Origin of the sequence: Actinocrispum sp. NPDC049592, assembly GCF_040675465.1 — a bacterium.
GTDB lineage: Bacteria > Actinomycetota > Actinomycetes > Mycobacteriales > Pseudonocardiaceae > Kibdelosporangium.
On record NZ_JBFAPA010000002.1, the window covers coordinates 681,252 to 697,871 of the forward strand.

At 68.2% G+C, this 16,620-nt stretch carries 15 protein-coding genes; 5 read left to right on the forward strand and 10 right to left on the reverse strand.

Going from position 1 to position 16,620, the window contains the following annotated elements; genetic code table 11:
- Positions 1–45 precede the first annotated feature (45 nt).
- Positions 46–357, forward strand: coding sequence for a GNAT family N-acetyltransferase (locus AB0J95_RS09830; RefSeq protein WP_364754890.1), 312 nt, complete (start codon positions 46–48; stop codon positions 355–357).
- Complete coding sequence (locus AB0J95_RS09835) at positions 350–1,282, forward strand: pirin family protein (protein ID WP_364754893.1); 933 nt, start codon at positions 350–352, stop codon at positions 1,280–1,282. The genes AB0J95_RS09830 and AB0J95_RS09835 overlap by 8 nt, the downstream gene beginning before the upstream one ends.
- Here the strand turns inward: AB0J95_RS09835 and AB0J95_RS09840 are convergent.
- Positions 1,279–3,171: a HAMP domain-containing sensor histidine kinase gene (locus tag AB0J95_RS09840; RefSeq protein ID WP_364754896.1), complete on the reverse strand. Its 1,893-nt coding sequence runs from the start codon at positions 3,169–3,171 to the stop codon at positions 1,279–1,281. The two genes, AB0J95_RS09835 and AB0J95_RS09840, sit on opposite strands and share 4 nt — an antisense overlap.
- Entirely contained in the window at positions 3,161–3,835 is a 675-nt protein-coding gene (locus AB0J95_RS09845; protein ID WP_364754899.1) for a response regulator transcription factor, read from the reverse strand. The genes AB0J95_RS09840 and AB0J95_RS09845 overlap by 11 nt, the downstream gene beginning before the upstream one ends.
- 94 nt (positions 3,836–3,929) lie before the next feature.
- Here AB0J95_RS09845 and AB0J95_RS09850 point away from each other — a divergent pair, with 94 nt between their 5' ends.
- Positions 3,930–5,336, forward strand: a complete 1,407-nt coding sequence (locus AB0J95_RS09850; protein WP_364754901.1) for a DUF2079 domain-containing protein — start codon at positions 3,930–3,932, stop codon at positions 5,334–5,336.
- A gap of 10 nt (positions 5,337–5,346) precedes the next feature.
- Here AB0J95_RS09850 and AB0J95_RS09855 read toward each other — a convergent pair whose 3' ends face one another.
- The 5 genes from AB0J95_RS09855 to AB0J95_RS09875 all read right to left on the reverse strand — a co-directional run bounded on the left by AB0J95_RS09855 (position 5,347) and on the right by AB0J95_RS09875 (position 9,573).
- Positions 5,347–5,502 (reverse strand): hypothetical protein, encoded by a 156-nt coding sequence (locus AB0J95_RS09855; RefSeq protein ID WP_364754902.1) that lies wholly within the window; start codon positions 5,500–5,502, stop codon positions 5,347–5,349.
- A gap of 3 nt (positions 5,503–5,505) precedes the next feature.
- A complete protein-coding gene (locus tag AB0J95_RS09860) occupies positions 5,506–6,009 on the reverse strand; it encodes a HEAT repeat domain-containing protein (RefSeq protein WP_364754904.1) in 504 nt (167 codons plus the stop codon).
- A gap of 59 nt (positions 6,010–6,068) precedes the next feature.
- Positions 6,069–8,081, reverse strand: coding sequence for an ABC transporter ATP-binding protein (locus tag AB0J95_RS09865; RefSeq protein ID WP_364755058.1), 2,013 nt, complete (start codon positions 8,079–8,081; stop codon positions 6,069–6,071).
- A complete protein-coding gene (locus AB0J95_RS09870) occupies positions 8,081–8,632 on the reverse strand; it encodes a TetR/AcrR family transcriptional regulator (RefSeq protein ID WP_364755059.1) in 552 nt (183 codons plus the stop codon). Before AB0J95_RS09870 ends, AB0J95_RS09865 begins: the two co-directional genes overlap by 1 nt.
- 128 nt (positions 8,633–8,760) lie before the next feature.
- Entirely contained in the window at positions 8,761–9,573 is an 813-nt protein-coding gene (locus AB0J95_RS09875; protein ID WP_364754905.1) for an SAM-dependent methyltransferase, read from the reverse strand.
- 73 nt (positions 9,574–9,646) lie between these two features.
- Between AB0J95_RS09875 and AB0J95_RS09880 the strand changes: the two genes are divergently transcribed.
- Complete coding sequence (locus tag AB0J95_RS09880) at positions 9,647–10,582, forward strand: ATP-dependent DNA ligase (protein ID WP_364754906.1); 936 nt, start codon at positions 9,647–9,649, stop codon at positions 10,580–10,582.
- On the opposite strand, the gene AB0J95_RS09885 is transcribed toward AB0J95_RS09880, so the two are convergent.
- Complete coding sequence (locus AB0J95_RS09885; protein WP_364754907.1) at positions 10,579–11,313, reverse strand: class I SAM-dependent methyltransferase; 735 nt, start codon at positions 11,311–11,313, stop codon at positions 10,579–10,581. The genes AB0J95_RS09880 and AB0J95_RS09885 overlap by 4 nt on opposite strands.
- Complete coding sequence (locus AB0J95_RS09890) at positions 11,310–12,194, reverse strand: polysaccharide deacetylase (protein WP_364754909.1); 885 nt, start codon at positions 12,192–12,194, stop codon at positions 11,310–11,312. Before AB0J95_RS09890 ends, AB0J95_RS09885 begins: the two co-directional genes overlap by 4 nt.
- A 166-nt stretch (positions 12,195–12,360) precedes the next feature.
- Here AB0J95_RS09890 and AB0J95_RS09895 point away from each other — a divergent pair, with 166 nt between their 5' ends.
- The gene (locus AB0J95_RS09895) at positions 12,361–14,283 is read left to right on the forward strand and encodes a S8 family serine peptidase (RefSeq protein ID WP_364754911.1); all 1,923 of its coding nucleotides are present in this window, start codon (positions 12,361–12,363) and stop codon (positions 14,281–14,283) included.
- Here AB0J95_RS09895 and AB0J95_RS09900 read toward each other — a convergent pair.
- Positions 14,270–16,552, reverse strand: a complete 2,283-nt coding sequence (locus tag AB0J95_RS09900; protein ID WP_364754913.1) for a WD40 repeat domain-containing protein — start codon at positions 16,550–16,552, stop codon at positions 14,270–14,272. The genes AB0J95_RS09895 and AB0J95_RS09900 overlap by 14 nt on opposite strands.
- Positions 16,553–16,620: the final 68 nt, after the last annotated feature.

Consider the following 16,620-nt stretch of genomic DNA (forward strand, 5'->3'; position numbering starts at 1 on the left):
TGCGTCGGTATGGGCGCAAGAACCACCTGCGGCGTAAGGGGCTCGATGGCTGAGACCAAGGTCGTCCACAACCCGGGCGACAACTCCTACGAGGTGTGGTCGGACGGCAAGCTCGCGGGCTTCACCCGGTACGAGGAGATCAGTGACCTGACGGTGTTCGTGCACACCGAGGTCGACGAGGCATTCGCCGGGCAGGGGCTCGGCAAGATCCTCGCCGAGGGCGCGCTCGACGACGTCGTCGCGAACGGCGGGACCATCGTGCCGGTGTGCCCGTTCATCGCCCGTTTCGTCATCCGGAACAAGGACCGCTACGAGAGCCACGTCAAATGGCCCAAGGATGTCGGTATCGGTGAGTAACCTCGACGCCCGGCCGGCTGTGACCGAATGTGTGACGAGCGCGCCGGCCACGCCCGAGGCGACCCTGTTCGAGGCGCGTGAGGTTCCGCTCGGCGGAATCCGGGGCATCACGGTGTCCAGGGTGCTGCCGCAGCGTGGCCTGCCCACCATCGGGGCGTGGTGCTTCCTGGACCAGTTCGGCCCGAGCACCGAGCGGATGAACGTGCTGCCGCACCCGCACACCGGCCTGCAGACGGTCACCTGGCCGATCGCGGGGGAGATCCGGCACCGTGACTCGATCGGCAGCGACGTGGTGCTCAAGCCGGGCCAGCTGAACCTCATGACCAGCGGCCCGGGCATCTCGCACTCGGAGTTCTCGGTCAGCACCGGCCAGATGCACGGCCTGCAGCTGTGGGTCGCGCTCCCGTCGGGCGTCGAGATCGAGCACGCGTTCGCGCAGTACGTGACCTTGCCGTCGTTCACGGTTCCCGGCTTGTCCGCCACTGTCTTCATGGGCCAGCTGGGCGACGTCGTGTCTCCGGCCACTGTGTACACGCCTCTGGTCGGCGCGGACCTGACGATCTCCGGTGACGCCACGTTGCCGCTGCGGCCCGATTTCGAGTACGGCCTGCTGGTCCTCGATGGTTCTCTGGCAGCCGCCGATATCGAGCTGTCCCGTGGGCCACTGCTCTACCTCGGGACCGGCCGTTGCTCGCTGGACATCTCCGGCGACGCCCGCGCGGTGCTGCTCGGCGGCGAGCCGTTCCCGGACGAACTGGTGATGTGGTGGAACTTCGTGGGCCGGTCCCACGAGGACATCGAAGCGGCACGCGCCGACTGGGAGGCCCAGGCTGCCCGGTTCGGCTCCATCCCGTTCCACGGCACCGACCGGATTCCGGCGCCCCCGCTGCCGCCGATCCGTTTGACGCCACGGAAGCGTCGTTAGTCGCGGGGGAACCGGGCCACGAAGGTGGCGCCTGGGCCGGTGTCGGCGACGGTGATGTCTCCGCCGTGCAGGTGGGCGATCTCGCGGGCGATGGCCAGGCCCAGGCCGGTTCCGCCGGCGTCGCTGTCGCGGGCCTCGTCGAGGCGGGTGAACCGGTCGAAGACGCGTTCCCGGTCTTCTACTGGGATTCCCGGCCCGTCGTCGGCGACCTCAACGGACACCGTCATGGGGGTCGCCCGGACGGTGACGGTGACCCGTGCCGCGGCATGGCGTTCGGCGTTGTCGACGAGGTTGCGCAGCAGCCGCGACACCTTCCTGACGTCGCCGATCATCGGCGCCGGTCCGTCCACAATGACCTCGACGCGACCGCCCACTTCGGACTTCACCAGCTCGGCCAGGTCGATCCCGGTCATCCGCAACGGGATCGCCGAGTCCAATGTGGCCAGCAGCAGCAGATCGTCGGCCAGGGAGTGCAGCCGCTGCGTGTCGATCACCGCGTCCCGCACCACCGCGGGCCAGTCCGCGCTCTGCGGGTGGTCGTTGGCGACCTCCAGAACCGTGCGCAGGCTGGCGATCGGGCTGCGCAGTTCGTGGGCCGCGTCGGCGATGAACTGGCGCTGGGTGCGTACCGAGTTCTCCAGGCGGTCGAGGGTCTCGTTCAACGTCACCGCGAGCCGCGCGATCGCGTCCCGGGTCGGTGGAACGGGAACTCGGACGTCCAACGCCTGCGAGCTGATCTCCGCGGCCTGCTTGCGGATCCGTTCCACCGGAGCCAACGCGCGAGTGGTGGCCAGCCAGGCGACGAACCCGACGAGCGCGATCCCGGCGGGGACACCGGGCCACAGCACCCGGTCCATCTCCGGCGCCGGGCTCCAGCCGGGGATCAGCTTCTCGTAGGTGTAGATCTCTGTGCCGTCAACGTTCGCCTGGTCCAGCAAGCGGTAGTTGTCAGGTGTGGACAGCGGCTGCCCGACGCTGAACCGGTAGGCCTCCGCGGTGGGAATGGACTTGCCCTGGGGGACAAGGACCTTGAGCGCGTCGAGGGCGGCGTCGGCCGCTTCGGCGTTGGACATCATCCGGGCGGTGTTGATCACGTCGAGGGTGTGCCGCATCCAGACCGCGCCCACGACGAACGGCACCGCCGCGATCAACCCGGCGGCGACGGCCGCCCGCATCCCGATCGACCACCCGCGCGACCACCTGCCGGGCAACGTGATCCGCCGGTGCAGCGCGGTGGCGCTGATCTCCTTGGCCTGCCTGCGGATCCGTTCGACGGGCCGCAATGCGTGCGCCGCGGACAGCCAGGCGACCAGCGCGACGAGCAGCGCCGCGCCCGGAACTCCCGGCCACAGCACCCGGTCCAGCCCGGGCAGGGGATGCTCGTCCGGGCGGGTCACCAGGACGTTGATCCGCAGCCGTTCGCCCAATGTGGACACCAGCGCGGGCGGAGTGGGGATCGTCTCCGCGATGACCGTCCACGACGGCAGGTCGATGCCCCACAGGTCGTTGTGGTAGTCCAGATCTTGCGAGGTGAGTACCTGTGTCCCGGCGGGGTCGTTCAGCTGAGGCGGCGGCGTGGCCGGGCCTTGGCTCTCCTCGACCGCGCGCAGGTCCGGATTGCTGGATGGAAGGACTGTGCCGTTGCCGCCGAGGATCTCGTAGGGGGTGTCCATCACCGGTGGTGGCTGTCCACTGAGGATGGTGCTCCGCACCGCGGTCAGCACGGTCTCGCCACCGGCGATCCGGGCGGCGATGCGTTCCCGGTCGATGTCCGCGATCGTCGACCGCAACCACAAAGCCCCAGCGGTCAGCAGCAACCCGGCGATCAGCCCGGCCGCGACGGCCGACCTCAGCCCGACCGGCCATCGCCGCCACCATTCACTCAGCACGGCCCACCAACCGGTATCCCATGCCGCGCACGGTCTCCAGGCTGCGCACGCCGAACGGCTGGTCGATCTTCTTGCGCAACGCGCTCACGTGCACCTCGACCACGTTCACGTCGCCGTCGTAGTGCTCGTCCCAGACCTGTTGCAGGATCTCGAACTTGCTCAGCACCAGGTTCGGCCGCCGCACCAGGCACTCCAGCACCGCGAACTCCCGCGCGGTCAACGTGATCTCCTGCTCGCCCCGTTTGCACGTGCCCGATCCCGGATCCAGCACCAGGTCGTCGACCTTCAGCAGCGCGGGCGCCGCGTGCCCACGGCGGAGCAACGCCCGCAGCCGCGCGACCAGCACGACGTAGGAGAACGGCTTGGTCATGTAGTCGTCGGCGCCGGTGTCCAGGCCCTCGGCCTCGTCGTACTCGCCGTCCTTGGCGGTCAGCATCAGGATCGGCGTTGTCACCCCGCCGCGGCGCAGCTCGGCGCACACCTTGTAGCCGTTCAGGCCGGGCAGCATGATGTCCAGCACGATCGCCGAGTACGGGCGCTGGGCGGCCGTCCACAACGCGTCCGATCCGTTGTGGACGATGTCGACCGTGAACGCGTTCGCCTCCAGGCCGCGCTTCAGCGCCGCCGCCAGCCGGCGTTCGTCCTCGACAACCAGTACGCGCATCACCCTCCAGCGTGCCACAGCGTGATCGTCTTGCTGAAGACGTCTTCAGCTGTCTTCAGCCCGGGTTCAGCCACGCCTGCCGAGGCTGGCCCACGTGCTGACTCTCCCCACCCCAGTGGCGACCCGGCTGTGGCGCCCGTTGCCGTGGCTGGTGGCCGGTGTCCTGACGGTGCTGTACGCCCTGTTGTCGGTCACCAACCACCTCCACCTGGGCACAACCGGCTATGACCTGGGCATCTTCGAGCAGGCGGTGCGCGCGTACAGCGAGCTTCGCGCGCCGGTCTCGGACCTGAAGGGCCCCGGGTACGTCCTGTTGGGCGACCATTTCCACCCGATCCTGGTCACGCTGGCGCCGTTCTACCGCCTCTTCCCGGGGCCGCTGACGCTGTTGATCGCCCAGGCGGTGCTGCTTGGGGTCTCGGCAGTGCCGGTCGTGCGGATCGCACAGGAACGGTTCGGGAGTGGGCTGGCCGCTACGGTGGGTGTCGCGTATGGACTGTCGTGGGGCCTTCAGACCACTGTGGACTTCGACTTCCACGAGGTCGTGTTCGCCGTGCCGCTGCTGGCCTTCGCCATGGAGTGCTTGTTGCGCCAGCGCTGGACCGCGGCTGTCGCTTGGGCGGCGCCCCTTGTCCTGGTCAAGGAGGACCTGCCGCTGACCTTCGCGGTGCTGGGAGTCTACTTGGTCCTCAAAGGACAACGGCGTCCCGGTGTGTGGGTGATGGTTTCGGGGGTCGCGGGTTTCCTGCTGATCCTGGTGGTGCTGATCCCGTCGTTCAACCCCACCGGGTCGTACGATTTCGCGCATGAACTGGGCAAGGACGAGCCGTGGTGGCAGATCATGCTGGACGGACCCGAACGTCTGGTGGCGCCTCAGGAGAAGCTGTTCACCCTCTCGGCCTTGCTTGTCCCCACGGCGTTCCTAGCGCTGTTCTCGCCACTGGCGTTGCTGGCTGTTCCAACCTTGTTGTGGCGCTTCATGTCCACGAACTCCTCGTACTGGATCATCGGCTTCCACTACAGCGCCGTGCTGATGCCGATCATGTACCTGGCGATGCTCGACGGCCTGGGGGCGGGCCGCCGGATCCTCCCCGCACCGGCGTTCCTCCGTCTGCGCAGGGCGGTGATCGGGATCAGCGTCGTGATGGTGATCGCGGGCCTCACCGGCGAACCCCTCGCCAAACTGACCAAAGCCGCAACCTGGCAACCCAGCCCGCGCGCCACCGCAGCCCAGCAGCTGATGGACCAGATCCCCGACGGCGCCCTCGTCGCAGCCACCAACAACCTCGCCCCACACCTCACCAGCCGCTGCACAGTTCAACTGTTTCCCTCCGTCCAGGGCCGGATCCTGAACCCCGAATGGATCATCGCGGATCGCTTCTACACCTGGCCGGTCTCCACCACCTGGGTCACCGAAAAACTCAACCAGCTCACCACCACCGGCTACCACACGGTCGACGAACGCGGCGACTTCATCCTCCTCCACCGGGCCACCACTTAGCCGGCAACCCTCACCAGCTGTCCTCCAGGACGGGGGTGATCGGTGACAGGAACTCGTCGGAGTGTTCGGTGAGCACCCCCTTGATCTCCGGCAGCCGGAGCGGCGGATCGTCGCCAAGGGCCTTGTACGTCGACCGAAGGCTGATCCACCGGTGGTACTCGAACACCGCTCAGCCCCGCTCCCGCAGAGTCCGCTTCGCGGCCGACCCGAGTTCCGGATCTTCGGTCAGGCGGTGCAGGAGCGCGGTGATCCGCTCGTCCGGATCCGCGGTGACCAGCGACTCGAGCGCGTTGTGCCGGACATCGACATCCTCATCCTCCAGCACCGCAACGGACAACGCCTCGAACACCACGGGATCCCCCGCGTACGGCCCGAGCGACATCGCCGCGTACTGCCGGACCAGATAGTCGTCCTCGACGTCCAACGCCCCCGCGATCACCCGGCCGACCCGCACCCGGTCGTCCGGCGGGTACAGGTCCAGCACCTTGAGGCACTCGATCCGCGCCAGGTCGTACTCCTCCCGATCGGCGACCACCTTCAGGAACAGCTCGAGCACCCGGGGATCCCCAAGGCTTTCATCGAGATCGGCGATGATCCGCCACTTCGCGTCGCCACCGGACTCATCGCCCGGCAACGCCTCGAACTCCGCGATCAACCCCGTCACATCAGTCACGCCCCACACGATATCCGGGGAGATGTGGCAGGCGCTCCGCGGCGCCTGCCACCCGGCGGTTATGCGTCGAGGTAGGCGGCGGCTTGGAGGGTGAACAGTTCGGCGTAGCCGCCGTCGAGGTCCATCAGTTGTTCGTGGGTGCCTTGTTCGGAGAGGTGGCCGCGGTCGAGCAACAGGATGCGGTCGGCTTGGCGAACTGTGGAGAAACGGTGGGAGATGTAGAGGGTGGTGCGGCCTTCCGCGAGTTTGCGCAGGCGGGTGAACAGGTCGTGTTCGGCTTGGGCGTCCAGCGCCGAGGTGGGCTCGTCCAGCACGAGGATCGGCACCTCACGGATGAAGGCCCGGGCCAGTGCGATCTTCTGCCACTCGCCGCCCGACATGCTCACGCCCTCGTCGAACCACCGCCCCAGTGGGCTGTCGTAGCCGCGCGGCAGACGTTCGATGCGCTCCGCGATTCCCGCGCGGGACGCGGAGATCTCGATGCGGTCCCGGTCCTCCAGCGACGGCAGGTCGCCCAGGCCGATGTTCTCCGCCGCGGTCGCCTGGTAGCTCACGTGGTCCTGGAACATCGCGCTGATCTGGGTCTGCAGCTCGTCCGGGTCCAGCGTCTTGATGTCCACCCCGTCGAGCAGGATCCGGCCGTCGGTCGGGTCGTACAGGCGGCACAGGAGTTTGATCAAAGTGGACTTTCCGGCACCGTTCTTGCCCACCACGGCAACGGTTTCGCCCGGGGCGATGTCGAAGCTGACGTTGTCCAGCGCCGGTTCCCCGGCGCCCGGGTAGGCAAAGGACACGTTCTCGAACGTGATGTGCCCGGTCAACGGGGATGGCAGGGGAGCGGGCGACTCCGGCTTGGTGATCTCCGGTTTGGTGTCCAGGAACCGGTACAACGTGTCCAGGTAGAGGTTGTTCTCGTACATCCCGGCGAACCCGGTGAACAGGCCACCGGCGGAGCTCTGCACCTGGGTCGCCGCGTAGGTGTACAAAGTCAGGTCACCCAGGGTGAGTTCCCCTTGTACGGCACGCAAAGCGATGTACAGGTAGATCGCCGTCCCCGCGAGCGTGCTGAGCATGTTCCACGACGACCCGGCGATGGTCCGCTGCCGGATCAGCTTGCGCTGCCGCGAGTAGTAGACCTGCCCCAGCTTCTCGAACCGGTCCACCAGGTACGGCCCGAGCCCGAAGAGCTTGACCTCCTTGGCGTACTGGTCCGTGGTGACCAAAGTGGACAGATAGTCCATCCGCCGCCGGATCGGCGACACCAGGTAGTTCAACCAGAACGCTCGTTGCCCGTACCGCGACTGCGAGATGAAGGCGGGCAGTGGCGCCAGAAGGGCCACCAGGGCGAGGATCGGGCTCACCGTCACCAGCAACGTGATCATGCTGAAGAACGTGATCGCGGTCCGCACCAGGCCCAGCGCCGAGTTCATCATCGAGGCCGGCCGCATCGGCGCCTCCTGGGAGGCCTGCCGCATCAGGTCGTAGGACGCGGAACCCTCGAAGAACCCGAGGTGCATCCGGCTGGCGTGGTCCATCACCTGATGCCGGATGGTCAGCACCATCCGCTCCTGCAACAACTGCTGGCTCACCGTCGTGACGGCGCTGGCCAACGCGCTCAGCGTCAACACGACCAGCTGGATCACCGCCACCCCGACGATCTTCCCGACCGACGTGAGCCCGAATGACCCCAGCAACGGAATCGAGAGCACGGTCGCATCGGGACGGCCGGACGAATGGATCTGGATCGCCTCGACGACCGAGTCCGTCAGCACCTTTGTGACCCACGCGGTCATGGTGGGCACGAGCCCGCTGATGACCGTCATCACGACCAACGCGATGGTCAGCGGCTTGCTCGTGTCCCAGCTCAGTTTGAACACCCGGGGTAACGCGCGCAGCGTCCCCCGCGCGGAGTCGCGCAACCGGCGCAGCCGGGACCTCAGGTCCTTGGGCTCGTCGTCGGACGGCTTCGGATCCGGGATGTCCACCGGCCCGGTGAGCCCGCTCTCCGCCACGGTCGTGGCCTGACGGCGACGGCGCCGCCGCAGCATGATCCCCTCGAACCCCCCAGGCATCATAGGAGCGCTCCGTGCAGCAGCACGTCGACCAGGTCGGGCACGGCGGGGTTGTGCTCCGCGGTCTGCCGCCCGCGCACGAGCAGCATGTTGGCGAACATCGTGGCCAGCTGGTTCGGTGGCAGCCGCAACTTGTCGCGGTCCGGCTCGAACACGTCGGCCAGCGCCTCGTTCAACGCGGTCGAGGACTCCCGCCGGCTGTCCCGGGAAGGCTTGCGGCTGCGGTGGTACCCGGAGCCGTGCAGGGCGCCCAGCAACGCCCCCATCCGTTCCATGTGCGCGGCCATCGCCGACGCGGCCTCGGCGAGCCGTTCGGCCAGCGGCAGGTCCGCCGGGATGGCCGACATCGCGTCGATCACCTGGTCCGGTCGCAGCGCCTCGGCCACACACGCGTCGACCAGCTCGTCCTTGTCGGTGAAGGCCCGGAAGATGGTCGCCTCGCCGATCCCGGCCGCCCGGGCGATCTGGCTGGTCGTCACCGCGGCGCCGTGCTCCACCACCAGGGGCAGCACGGCCCGCACGATCATTTCGCGCCTTTTCTCCGGACTCATCCCGGGGGCGCGGCGTCTTGTCTCTGTCGTCACGCCCCAAGGATGCGGAGTGAGCGCTCACTCCGTCAAATTATTTGCGCCGACCAGGGGAAACGTAGTGGCACTGAGTTACGAGTAGAGCTGGCCCTTCAGGGTTTGCGGCCGACCCCGCCGAGCAGCAGGTAGTCGCCGTCGGTGGGGGACTTCATCCGCGGGCCGTCCGGCCACCACTCCCACAGGTAGCTCAGACCCGGCTCGACCATCTCCAGGCCGGCGAAGTAGCTCTGGATCTGCTCGCGGGTGCGGAAGTGGCAGGTGCCCATCATCGCCATGTAGCGGACCTCGGACTCCTCGGCCAGCACGGCCGCGGAACTGCCATCGCCCGGGTTGTGCAGGTGCGAGATGGCCACATACGAGCCCGACGGGAGCGCGTCGACATAGGCCGACATCACCTCGTTGGGCTTGTACTCGTCCGCCACGTGGTGGACGGTGTTGCTCTGGATCAGGCCGACCGGGCGGGTCCAGTCGATGTACCGGGAGACCACCGGGTCGTCCAGCAGCTCGTTGGGAAAGCGCAGGTCACCGACCACGAAGTGGGTCCGGTCGTTCTCCTCCAGCAGCGCGCGGCCGTGCGCGGCGACGATCGGGTCGTTGTCCACGTACACGACGACGGCCTCGGGGTTGATCCGCTGCACCGCCTGGTGGGTGTTCTCCGCGGTGGGCAGGCCGGACCCGACGTCCAGGAACTGGTCGACGCCGGCGCTGGCGGCCATGAACCGCACCACCCGGATCAGCCACGCCCGGCACTCCCGGCCGATCTTCGGCGCGTCCGGCGCGATCTTGAGAATCTCCTGGTAGACCTGCCGGTCGACCTCGTAATGGTCTTTACCACCGAGGAAAGCGTCGTAGACACGCGCGATGCTGGGGACGGTCGGGTCGATCTCGGGCAGGTCTCGGGGCACACCAACAGGTTACCGGCAGGCTGCAAGGAGTGACTGCGGGGCCGGATCATGATCCACTGGCTAGAGTGTGCCAATGACCGAGGAACGGGACGGCGTACCGCTCACCAACCTCGACCAGACGGTGTTCGAGGGCGCGACCAAACGTGACCTGGTCGACTATCTGGACGCAGTCAGCGAACGCATACTGCCTGTGCTGGCCGATCGTCCGCTGACCGTTATGCGCATTCTGCGGGGCCAGGGCCCGTTCATGCAGAAGAACCTGCCGAAGTACACGCCGGAGTGGGTGGCGCGGGCGAAGGTCTGGGCGGACAGCTCCAAGCGCGAGGTCACCTACGCGCTGTGCAACGACCGGAAAACCCTGTTGTGGTTCGGCAACCAGCGCGCGGTCGAGTACCACCCCGCGCTGATGCCGGCCGGCTGGGACCACCCGACGCACCTGATCCTGGACCTCGACCCGCCCGAGGGCGGCGCGTTCAGCCTCGCCATCCAGGCCGCGCACCTGGTGCGGCAGGCGCTGGCGAACGAGGGCCTGCGGGGCGCGGTGAAGACGAGCGGCGCCAAGGGTGTGCACGTGTTCGTCCCGATCGAGGCGCATCCGATCGAGGACGTCGCGGCGGCCACCCGCGCGATCGCCGCGCGCGCCGAGCGGATCGACCCGGTGCTGGCCACGACCGCGTTCATCCGGGAGGACCGCGAGGGCAAGGTGTTCCTCGACTCCACCCGCGCGGGCGGCGCGACCGTGGTGGCGGCCTACAGCCCGAGGCTGCGGCCGGGGCTGCCGGTGTCGTTCCCCGTGGGCTGGGACGACCTCGATTCGGCGACACCGATGGACTTCACCGTGCACAACGCCGCCGAGCTGCTGGCCGGCCAGGATCCGTGGACGGCGCAGATGCCGCAACCGCAGCGGCTCAACGACGATCTGATCGCGGAGGGGCACACCATCCCGATCGCCCGCGTACAGGCGATGCATGAGGGCAAGCGCCGCAAACGCGCCCAAAAGGAGTCCTAAGCGGACGCTCGCCGCAGGATCCAGGTCTGCCGCAGGGTCTCGTCGTCGGCCAGGACCGGCTGGTAGTTGTCGAGGATCTCGACGACCTCGAAGCCGCTGTCCCTGGCGGCGGCGGTAAGTTCGGCGATCTCCCATAATCGTTGCTCGTGCACCTCCTCGTGCCGCCGGAACAGCTCGCCCTCGCGGGTGAAGATCGTGATGAGGAACCGGATCCGCGCGCCGTCGATGCGGTTGCGCCAGACGTAGGCGAACTCGCCGAAGTCGTCACCGTGGTGGTGGTCGCCGTAGAACGTCCGCAGCTTGTAGGGGGAGTTGAGGTCGAACGCGTACAACCCGCCGGGCCGCAACGAGTTCGCCACGAACCGAAACAGCCCGCGCAGATCCTCGTCCGAGACAAAGTAGTTGACGCTGTCGAAGCACGAGATCGCCGCGTCCGCAACGGGTTGCTCGGGCGCGGCGCCGGGCAGCATGGCGTGCCGCAGCCGGGTGCCGGGGGAGACGTTGGCGGCCGCGCGGGTGAGCATCGCCGCCGAACCGTCCACCCCGGAGACCTCGTAGCCCAGCTCCTGCAACGGGCCGATCATCCGGCCGGTCCCGCAGCACACGTCCAGCACGCGGGAAATCCGTTCCCCGGCGAACCTCGAGTGCAGGAACCCGGCCCAGCGCTGGTAGTCAGCCTCGGCGTTCCACCGGTCGTAGACCAGGGCGAGGGCGTCGTAGGGCCGGGTCATCTCAGCTGCTCCGCGGCCACCTCGGCCAGCTGCGCGTGCGTGGCGAACCAGATGTCCTGGTGCGCAACGATGTGGTCGATCAGCTCGCGCAGGATCACCAGCCGGGAACGGTGCCCGATCACGTGCGGGTGCATGGTCAGCTGGAACACCCCGCCCTCGCGGTAGGCCGCGTCGAACTCGTCGACCCACACCTCCAGCACGTCCCGCGGCCGGGTGTAGGGGCGGGACGAGCCGAACCGGTCCATGGTGAAATACGGTGCGTCGTCACGGATCCAGTCCACCGGCAGCTCGATCAGCCCAGTGGGTTTCCCATTTGCCAGTACCTCATAGGGATCGTCGTCGGCCATCAGCGAGGAGTCGTACCGGAAGCCGAGCTCGAGGATCGCGGGCAACGTCGTTTCGGAGAAGTCCCATGACGGCGTCCTGATTCCGGTGGGGCGGGTGCCGGTGATCTCGGTGAGCGTGTCCAATGCCCGCCGCAGCAGGTCTTTCTCGTCCTGCGCGGCCAATTGCGTGTTGCGCTCGTGGATCCAGCCGTGCACGCCGATCTCGTGCCCGGCGGCCACATAGCCGCGCGCCTCGTCCGGGTGCAGCAACGCCGACACCGCGGGCATGAAGAACGTGGCCGGGATGTCGTGGCGTGCCAACAGATCCAGGATCCGTGGTGCGGCGGTCCGGGAACCGTACTCGCCCGCGGCCAGCAGTCCGGGGCTGATGTGCCCGTCCCGCAACGGAATCGTCTCATGGTCGGAGTCGAACGAGAGCGCTACCACGGCCCGGGCGCCGTTCGGCCACGCGGCCGGGCGGAGGCTGCGCCCGGCGCGGACGGCCTCGACGTGCCCGCGCCACACCTCGTCGGGCCACTGCCACGATGGGGTCATTCCCACTCCTCACGCACGATGACCGGCCGCGGACGCCCAGGGTGACCGTGCTGGGCCGTTTGTGTAACAAGGGTCGTTTTTCCGTTTTGCGGGGACGACAATCTCCTGTGGACGTTCGCCGTCCGCCTCCACATCATTGGCCTGCGGATGAATGGAGAACCCGGTCATGGGAGTTCCCCGAGTGCCCAGGATCCTGGGGATGGCCGCGGTCGCGGCCTTGACATTAGCCATCACGCAACCCGCTCAGGCGGCACAAGGACAGGTATTGGGTGCCGGCCGGGCCGGCGCGATCAAGGACAGCTACATCGTCCAGATCAAGGACAGCGCCTCGCCGAAGGCGGCCTCCGCGCAGACCGCCGCCGCGTTGGTCGCCCGCTACGGCGGCAAGGTCCGGATGTCGTGGCAGCACGCGCTGAACGGGTTCGCCGCCACGATGACCGCCGAGCAGGCGAGCCGGATGGCCGCGGACTCCCGGGTCGAGCTGGTCGAGCAGGACGCCGAGGTCCGGATCGCCGACACGCAGCCGAACCCGCCGTCCTGGGGCCTTGACCGGATCGACCAACGCGACCTCCCGCTCAACAGCAGCTACACGTATGACACTACGGCGTCCAACGTGCACGCTTACGTGATCGACACCGGTATCCGCATCACCCACTCCACGTTCGGCGGGCGGGCCACGTGGGGCACGAACACGGTCGGAGACGGCAACAACACCGACTGCAACGGCCACGGCACGCACGTGGCGGGCACCATCGGCGGCTCGCAGTACGGCGTCGCCAAGGGCGTCCAGCTGGTGGCGGTCAAGGTGCTGGACTGCAACGGGTCCGGCTCGTTCGCCGGGGTGGCCGACGGCATCAACTGGGTCGCGCAGAACGCGATCAAGCCGGCCGTGGCCAACATGAGCCTGGGCGCCCAGGGTTCGGACGCCGCGACCGAGAACGCCGTCCGCGGCGCGATCTCCGCCGGTGTCACGTTCGCCATCGCGTCCGGCAACTCCAACGCCAACGCCTGCAACTTCACCCCGGCCCGGGTGGCCGAGGCGATCACCGTGAACGCGTCCGACATCAACGACGCGAGGGCCTCGTTCTCGAACTTCGGCACGTGCACGGACATCTTCGCCCCGGGCGTGAACATCACGTCGTCGTGGAACACCAACGACACCGCGACCAACACGATCAGCGGCACGTCGATGGCGACCCCGCACACCGCGGGCGCGGCGGCGCTTTGGCTTGCGACGCACCCGAACGACACCCCGGCGGCCGTGCAGACCGCGCTGGTCAACAACTCCACCCCGAACAAGATCACCAACCCGGGCACCGGCTCGCCGAACCGGTTGCTGTTCACCAGTCCCGGCGCTGTCCCGCCGGGCAGCCCCAGCGTGAACAACCCCGGGCCGCAGACCGGAACCGTGGGTGTCCCGGTCAGCTTGCAACTGTCCGGCACCGGTGGCACGCCGCCGTACACATGGAGCGCTTCAGGCCTGCCCGCGGGCCTGTCGGCCAGTTCCTCCGGCCTGATCTCCGGCACTCCGACGACCGCCGGAGTGTCCAATGTGACCGTTACCGTGACCGACTCGGCCAACAAGACCGGCAGCGCGTCGTTCACGTGGACGATCACGCAGCCGGGCCAGTGCACGGCGCCGGGCCAGAAGATCGGCAACCCCGGCTTCGAGACCGCGACCGCACCATGGACCTCGACGGCCGGCGTGATCGGCGCGTACTCGCAGCAGCCCGCGCACGGCGGCACCCGCGTCGCCTGGATGGACGGCTACGGCACGACCCACACCGACACGTTGTCCCAGACGGTCACCATCCCGGCCGGCTGCACGAACTACTCGTTGTCGTTCTGGCTGCACATCGACTCCGCCGAGTCGACGACCACGGTCCAGTACGACAAGCTGACCGTCCAGGTCGGCACCACCACCCTCGCGACCTACTCCAACCTGAACAAGGCCGCCGGATACTCGCAGAAGTCGTTCAACGTCGGCCAGTTCGCCGGCCAGACGGTCACGCTCAAGTTCACCGGCACGGAGGACATCTCGTTGCAGACGTCGTTCGTCGTCGATGACGTCACCCTCACGGTGAGCTGACCTCAGGGAGGCGTTTCTTCCAGTCGAGTGGTGTCACGGCTATCCGGCTGTTGGCCGAGCCGTCCCACTCGACTGGAAGTCCTGCCGCGGCAAGGGCTTCGACGACCTCGCGACCGACGACCGCCGAGTCGGTGTCGTCGAAGCCGCCGTAGGACAGGTAAAGCCGTCCCTTGGCGAGGTTGAGCGCGTCCTGTTCGTGGAAGAACACGAAACCCCGCGCGTCCTCGGCCGCCTCGCCGCGGATCTCGCCGAAACCGCAGCTGTTGCAACAGGTGAAGTTCGCGCGGGCGGTGATCCCGTTGGCGGTCAACGTCTCGAACACGCTCAGCACGCGGTCGGCGTCGGTCACCGCCGGCCAGTCCGCCTGCTCGGTGAGCCGTTCGTGCCACACCACGTCGACGATGGCCAAGGCCTGCTCCATGGAGACCCGTTCGTCCTCCGGCCCCGAGATCACGAAGATCCGGTCCGCGACCTCCACGCGGGTATGGAACCCGCCCAGGAGGAGTTCCCGGGCGCGGTCCTCGGTCGCCTTGCGGACGGCCATCGGCAGGCCCAGCTCGTCCCGCTCGGGCTCCGGCTCGGGTGGCGGTGACGCCGGCAAGGTCTCGTCGGCATGCGCCGCCAGGATCGCTTGGCGGACCGGGGGACTGTCGACGAACCGGGTGATGTCGTCCACGAACCGCGGGTCGGACCGGGACAACGGCGCCACCCGGCGGGCCAGGTCCAGCATGTCGTGGCTGCCGTCGGCCAGCTGGATCAGCAGGGTGGCGCCCGCTTTCGGGGTCGCCGCGGTGATCCGTTCGGCGTTCTCGATCACCCACTCGGGTTTCTGCGTGCACAGCGCCGCGATCAACGGCTCGGCCTTGCCGGGCTTGAGCACCTCGTCCATGGCCAGTTCCGACGCGTGCCGGTCGTAGGCGGTGATCCGGGCGCCGAGCGCGGCGAGCAGCTGCCACTCCAGGTCGGTGCCGGGGTGGATCGGGTCGGGAACACCCGCGAACAACGTCCGGTCCCCGGCCAGCAATGTCGCGATCCGGTTGCCACAGGCGGCATGCCGGTGTGCCTGGAAGAAGATCAACGCCTGGGACCGGACCAGGGGGTCGGGCGCGGTCAGGCACTGCGCGACGCCGTGCGCGAGCCGGGCCGCGTACGGCGTTTGTTCCACCTGCTGGTAGGCGCGTTCGATCCAGTCGAGCGGATGGTTGTCGCTCGGCAAGGAGCCGTATCCGCCGCCACCGCTGAGCACGTCATGCGCCAGTGCCTCGAAGTCCAGCTCGTCGTCGAAGGTGACGGTGTCGACCCGCACCGCCGGGGTGTCCCTTGGTGTCAAACCGAACCACAGGATCTGGCCGGTGCCGGTGCCGAACGCGACCAGCGGCGCCGCCCAGGCCCAGGCGCCGGCGGGGACCCGGGTGCCGATCTCCACGACGAGCCGGTTGTCTCCCCTCTGCTCGAACATCGGCAGCTGGAAGCAGTACATCGAGACGTGCAGCGCCGCCACCATGCTGCTGTCCGGCGCGGTCACCCACGTCCCCCAGTCCGTGCCCCAGTCGAACTTGTGCAGTTCGTCGGTGTCGTGCCAGATCCGTTCGCCGCGGACCAGGTCGTGGATCGCCACGCACATCCCGGCCGTGTTCACCAGGAACCGCTCGTCCGGGGTCACCAGCACCTGGTCGCCGTACCCGGCGGCCGCCGCCCACCGGCCTCGCTCCTCACCGGACGCGATGTCGTAGGACACCACGGTGTTCTCGACGGTGCCGTGCACGTAAATCCGTTCCCCGTCGGCGGAGAATGCCGCTTGTACCGGGTTGAACCCGCTCGCGCCGGGAATCGTGCGCAGCACCTGGCCGTCGACCCAGATCTCCACCATGGTGCCGAGCACGGCGAACGTATGGCCGTCGCGGCTGCGAGCGATGCTGTGCACACCGGTGCCGTACGGGTAGCTCGCGAGCACCTCGACGTCGCCGCCGCCGACCGGGATCCGCTTCAGCTCACAGGTCCACTCGTCCTTGTCCCGGACCAGGAACACCACATCGTCGTTGACGAACCCCACCCCCGTGACCCCGTACTTCCCAGGCTCGGGGTGGGTGTGCACGACGGAGCCGTCCCCGGTCCGCAGCACCTGGAGCGCCTCGGTCGACCCGCACACGAGCAGCGAACCGTCGTTGGACAGGTCGATCTGCAGCGGCACACCCTGGGCCACGGCTTCACGGAACGAGGAACTGACCGTCAGCATGCCGGCCAGCATTTCGACCCCCACCACACGCAATGGACACAGTGTTGTCCAGTTGAGCAGGCCGCTCACTGCTCGGGTGCCCGTTAGGCGCCCCTCGCCGT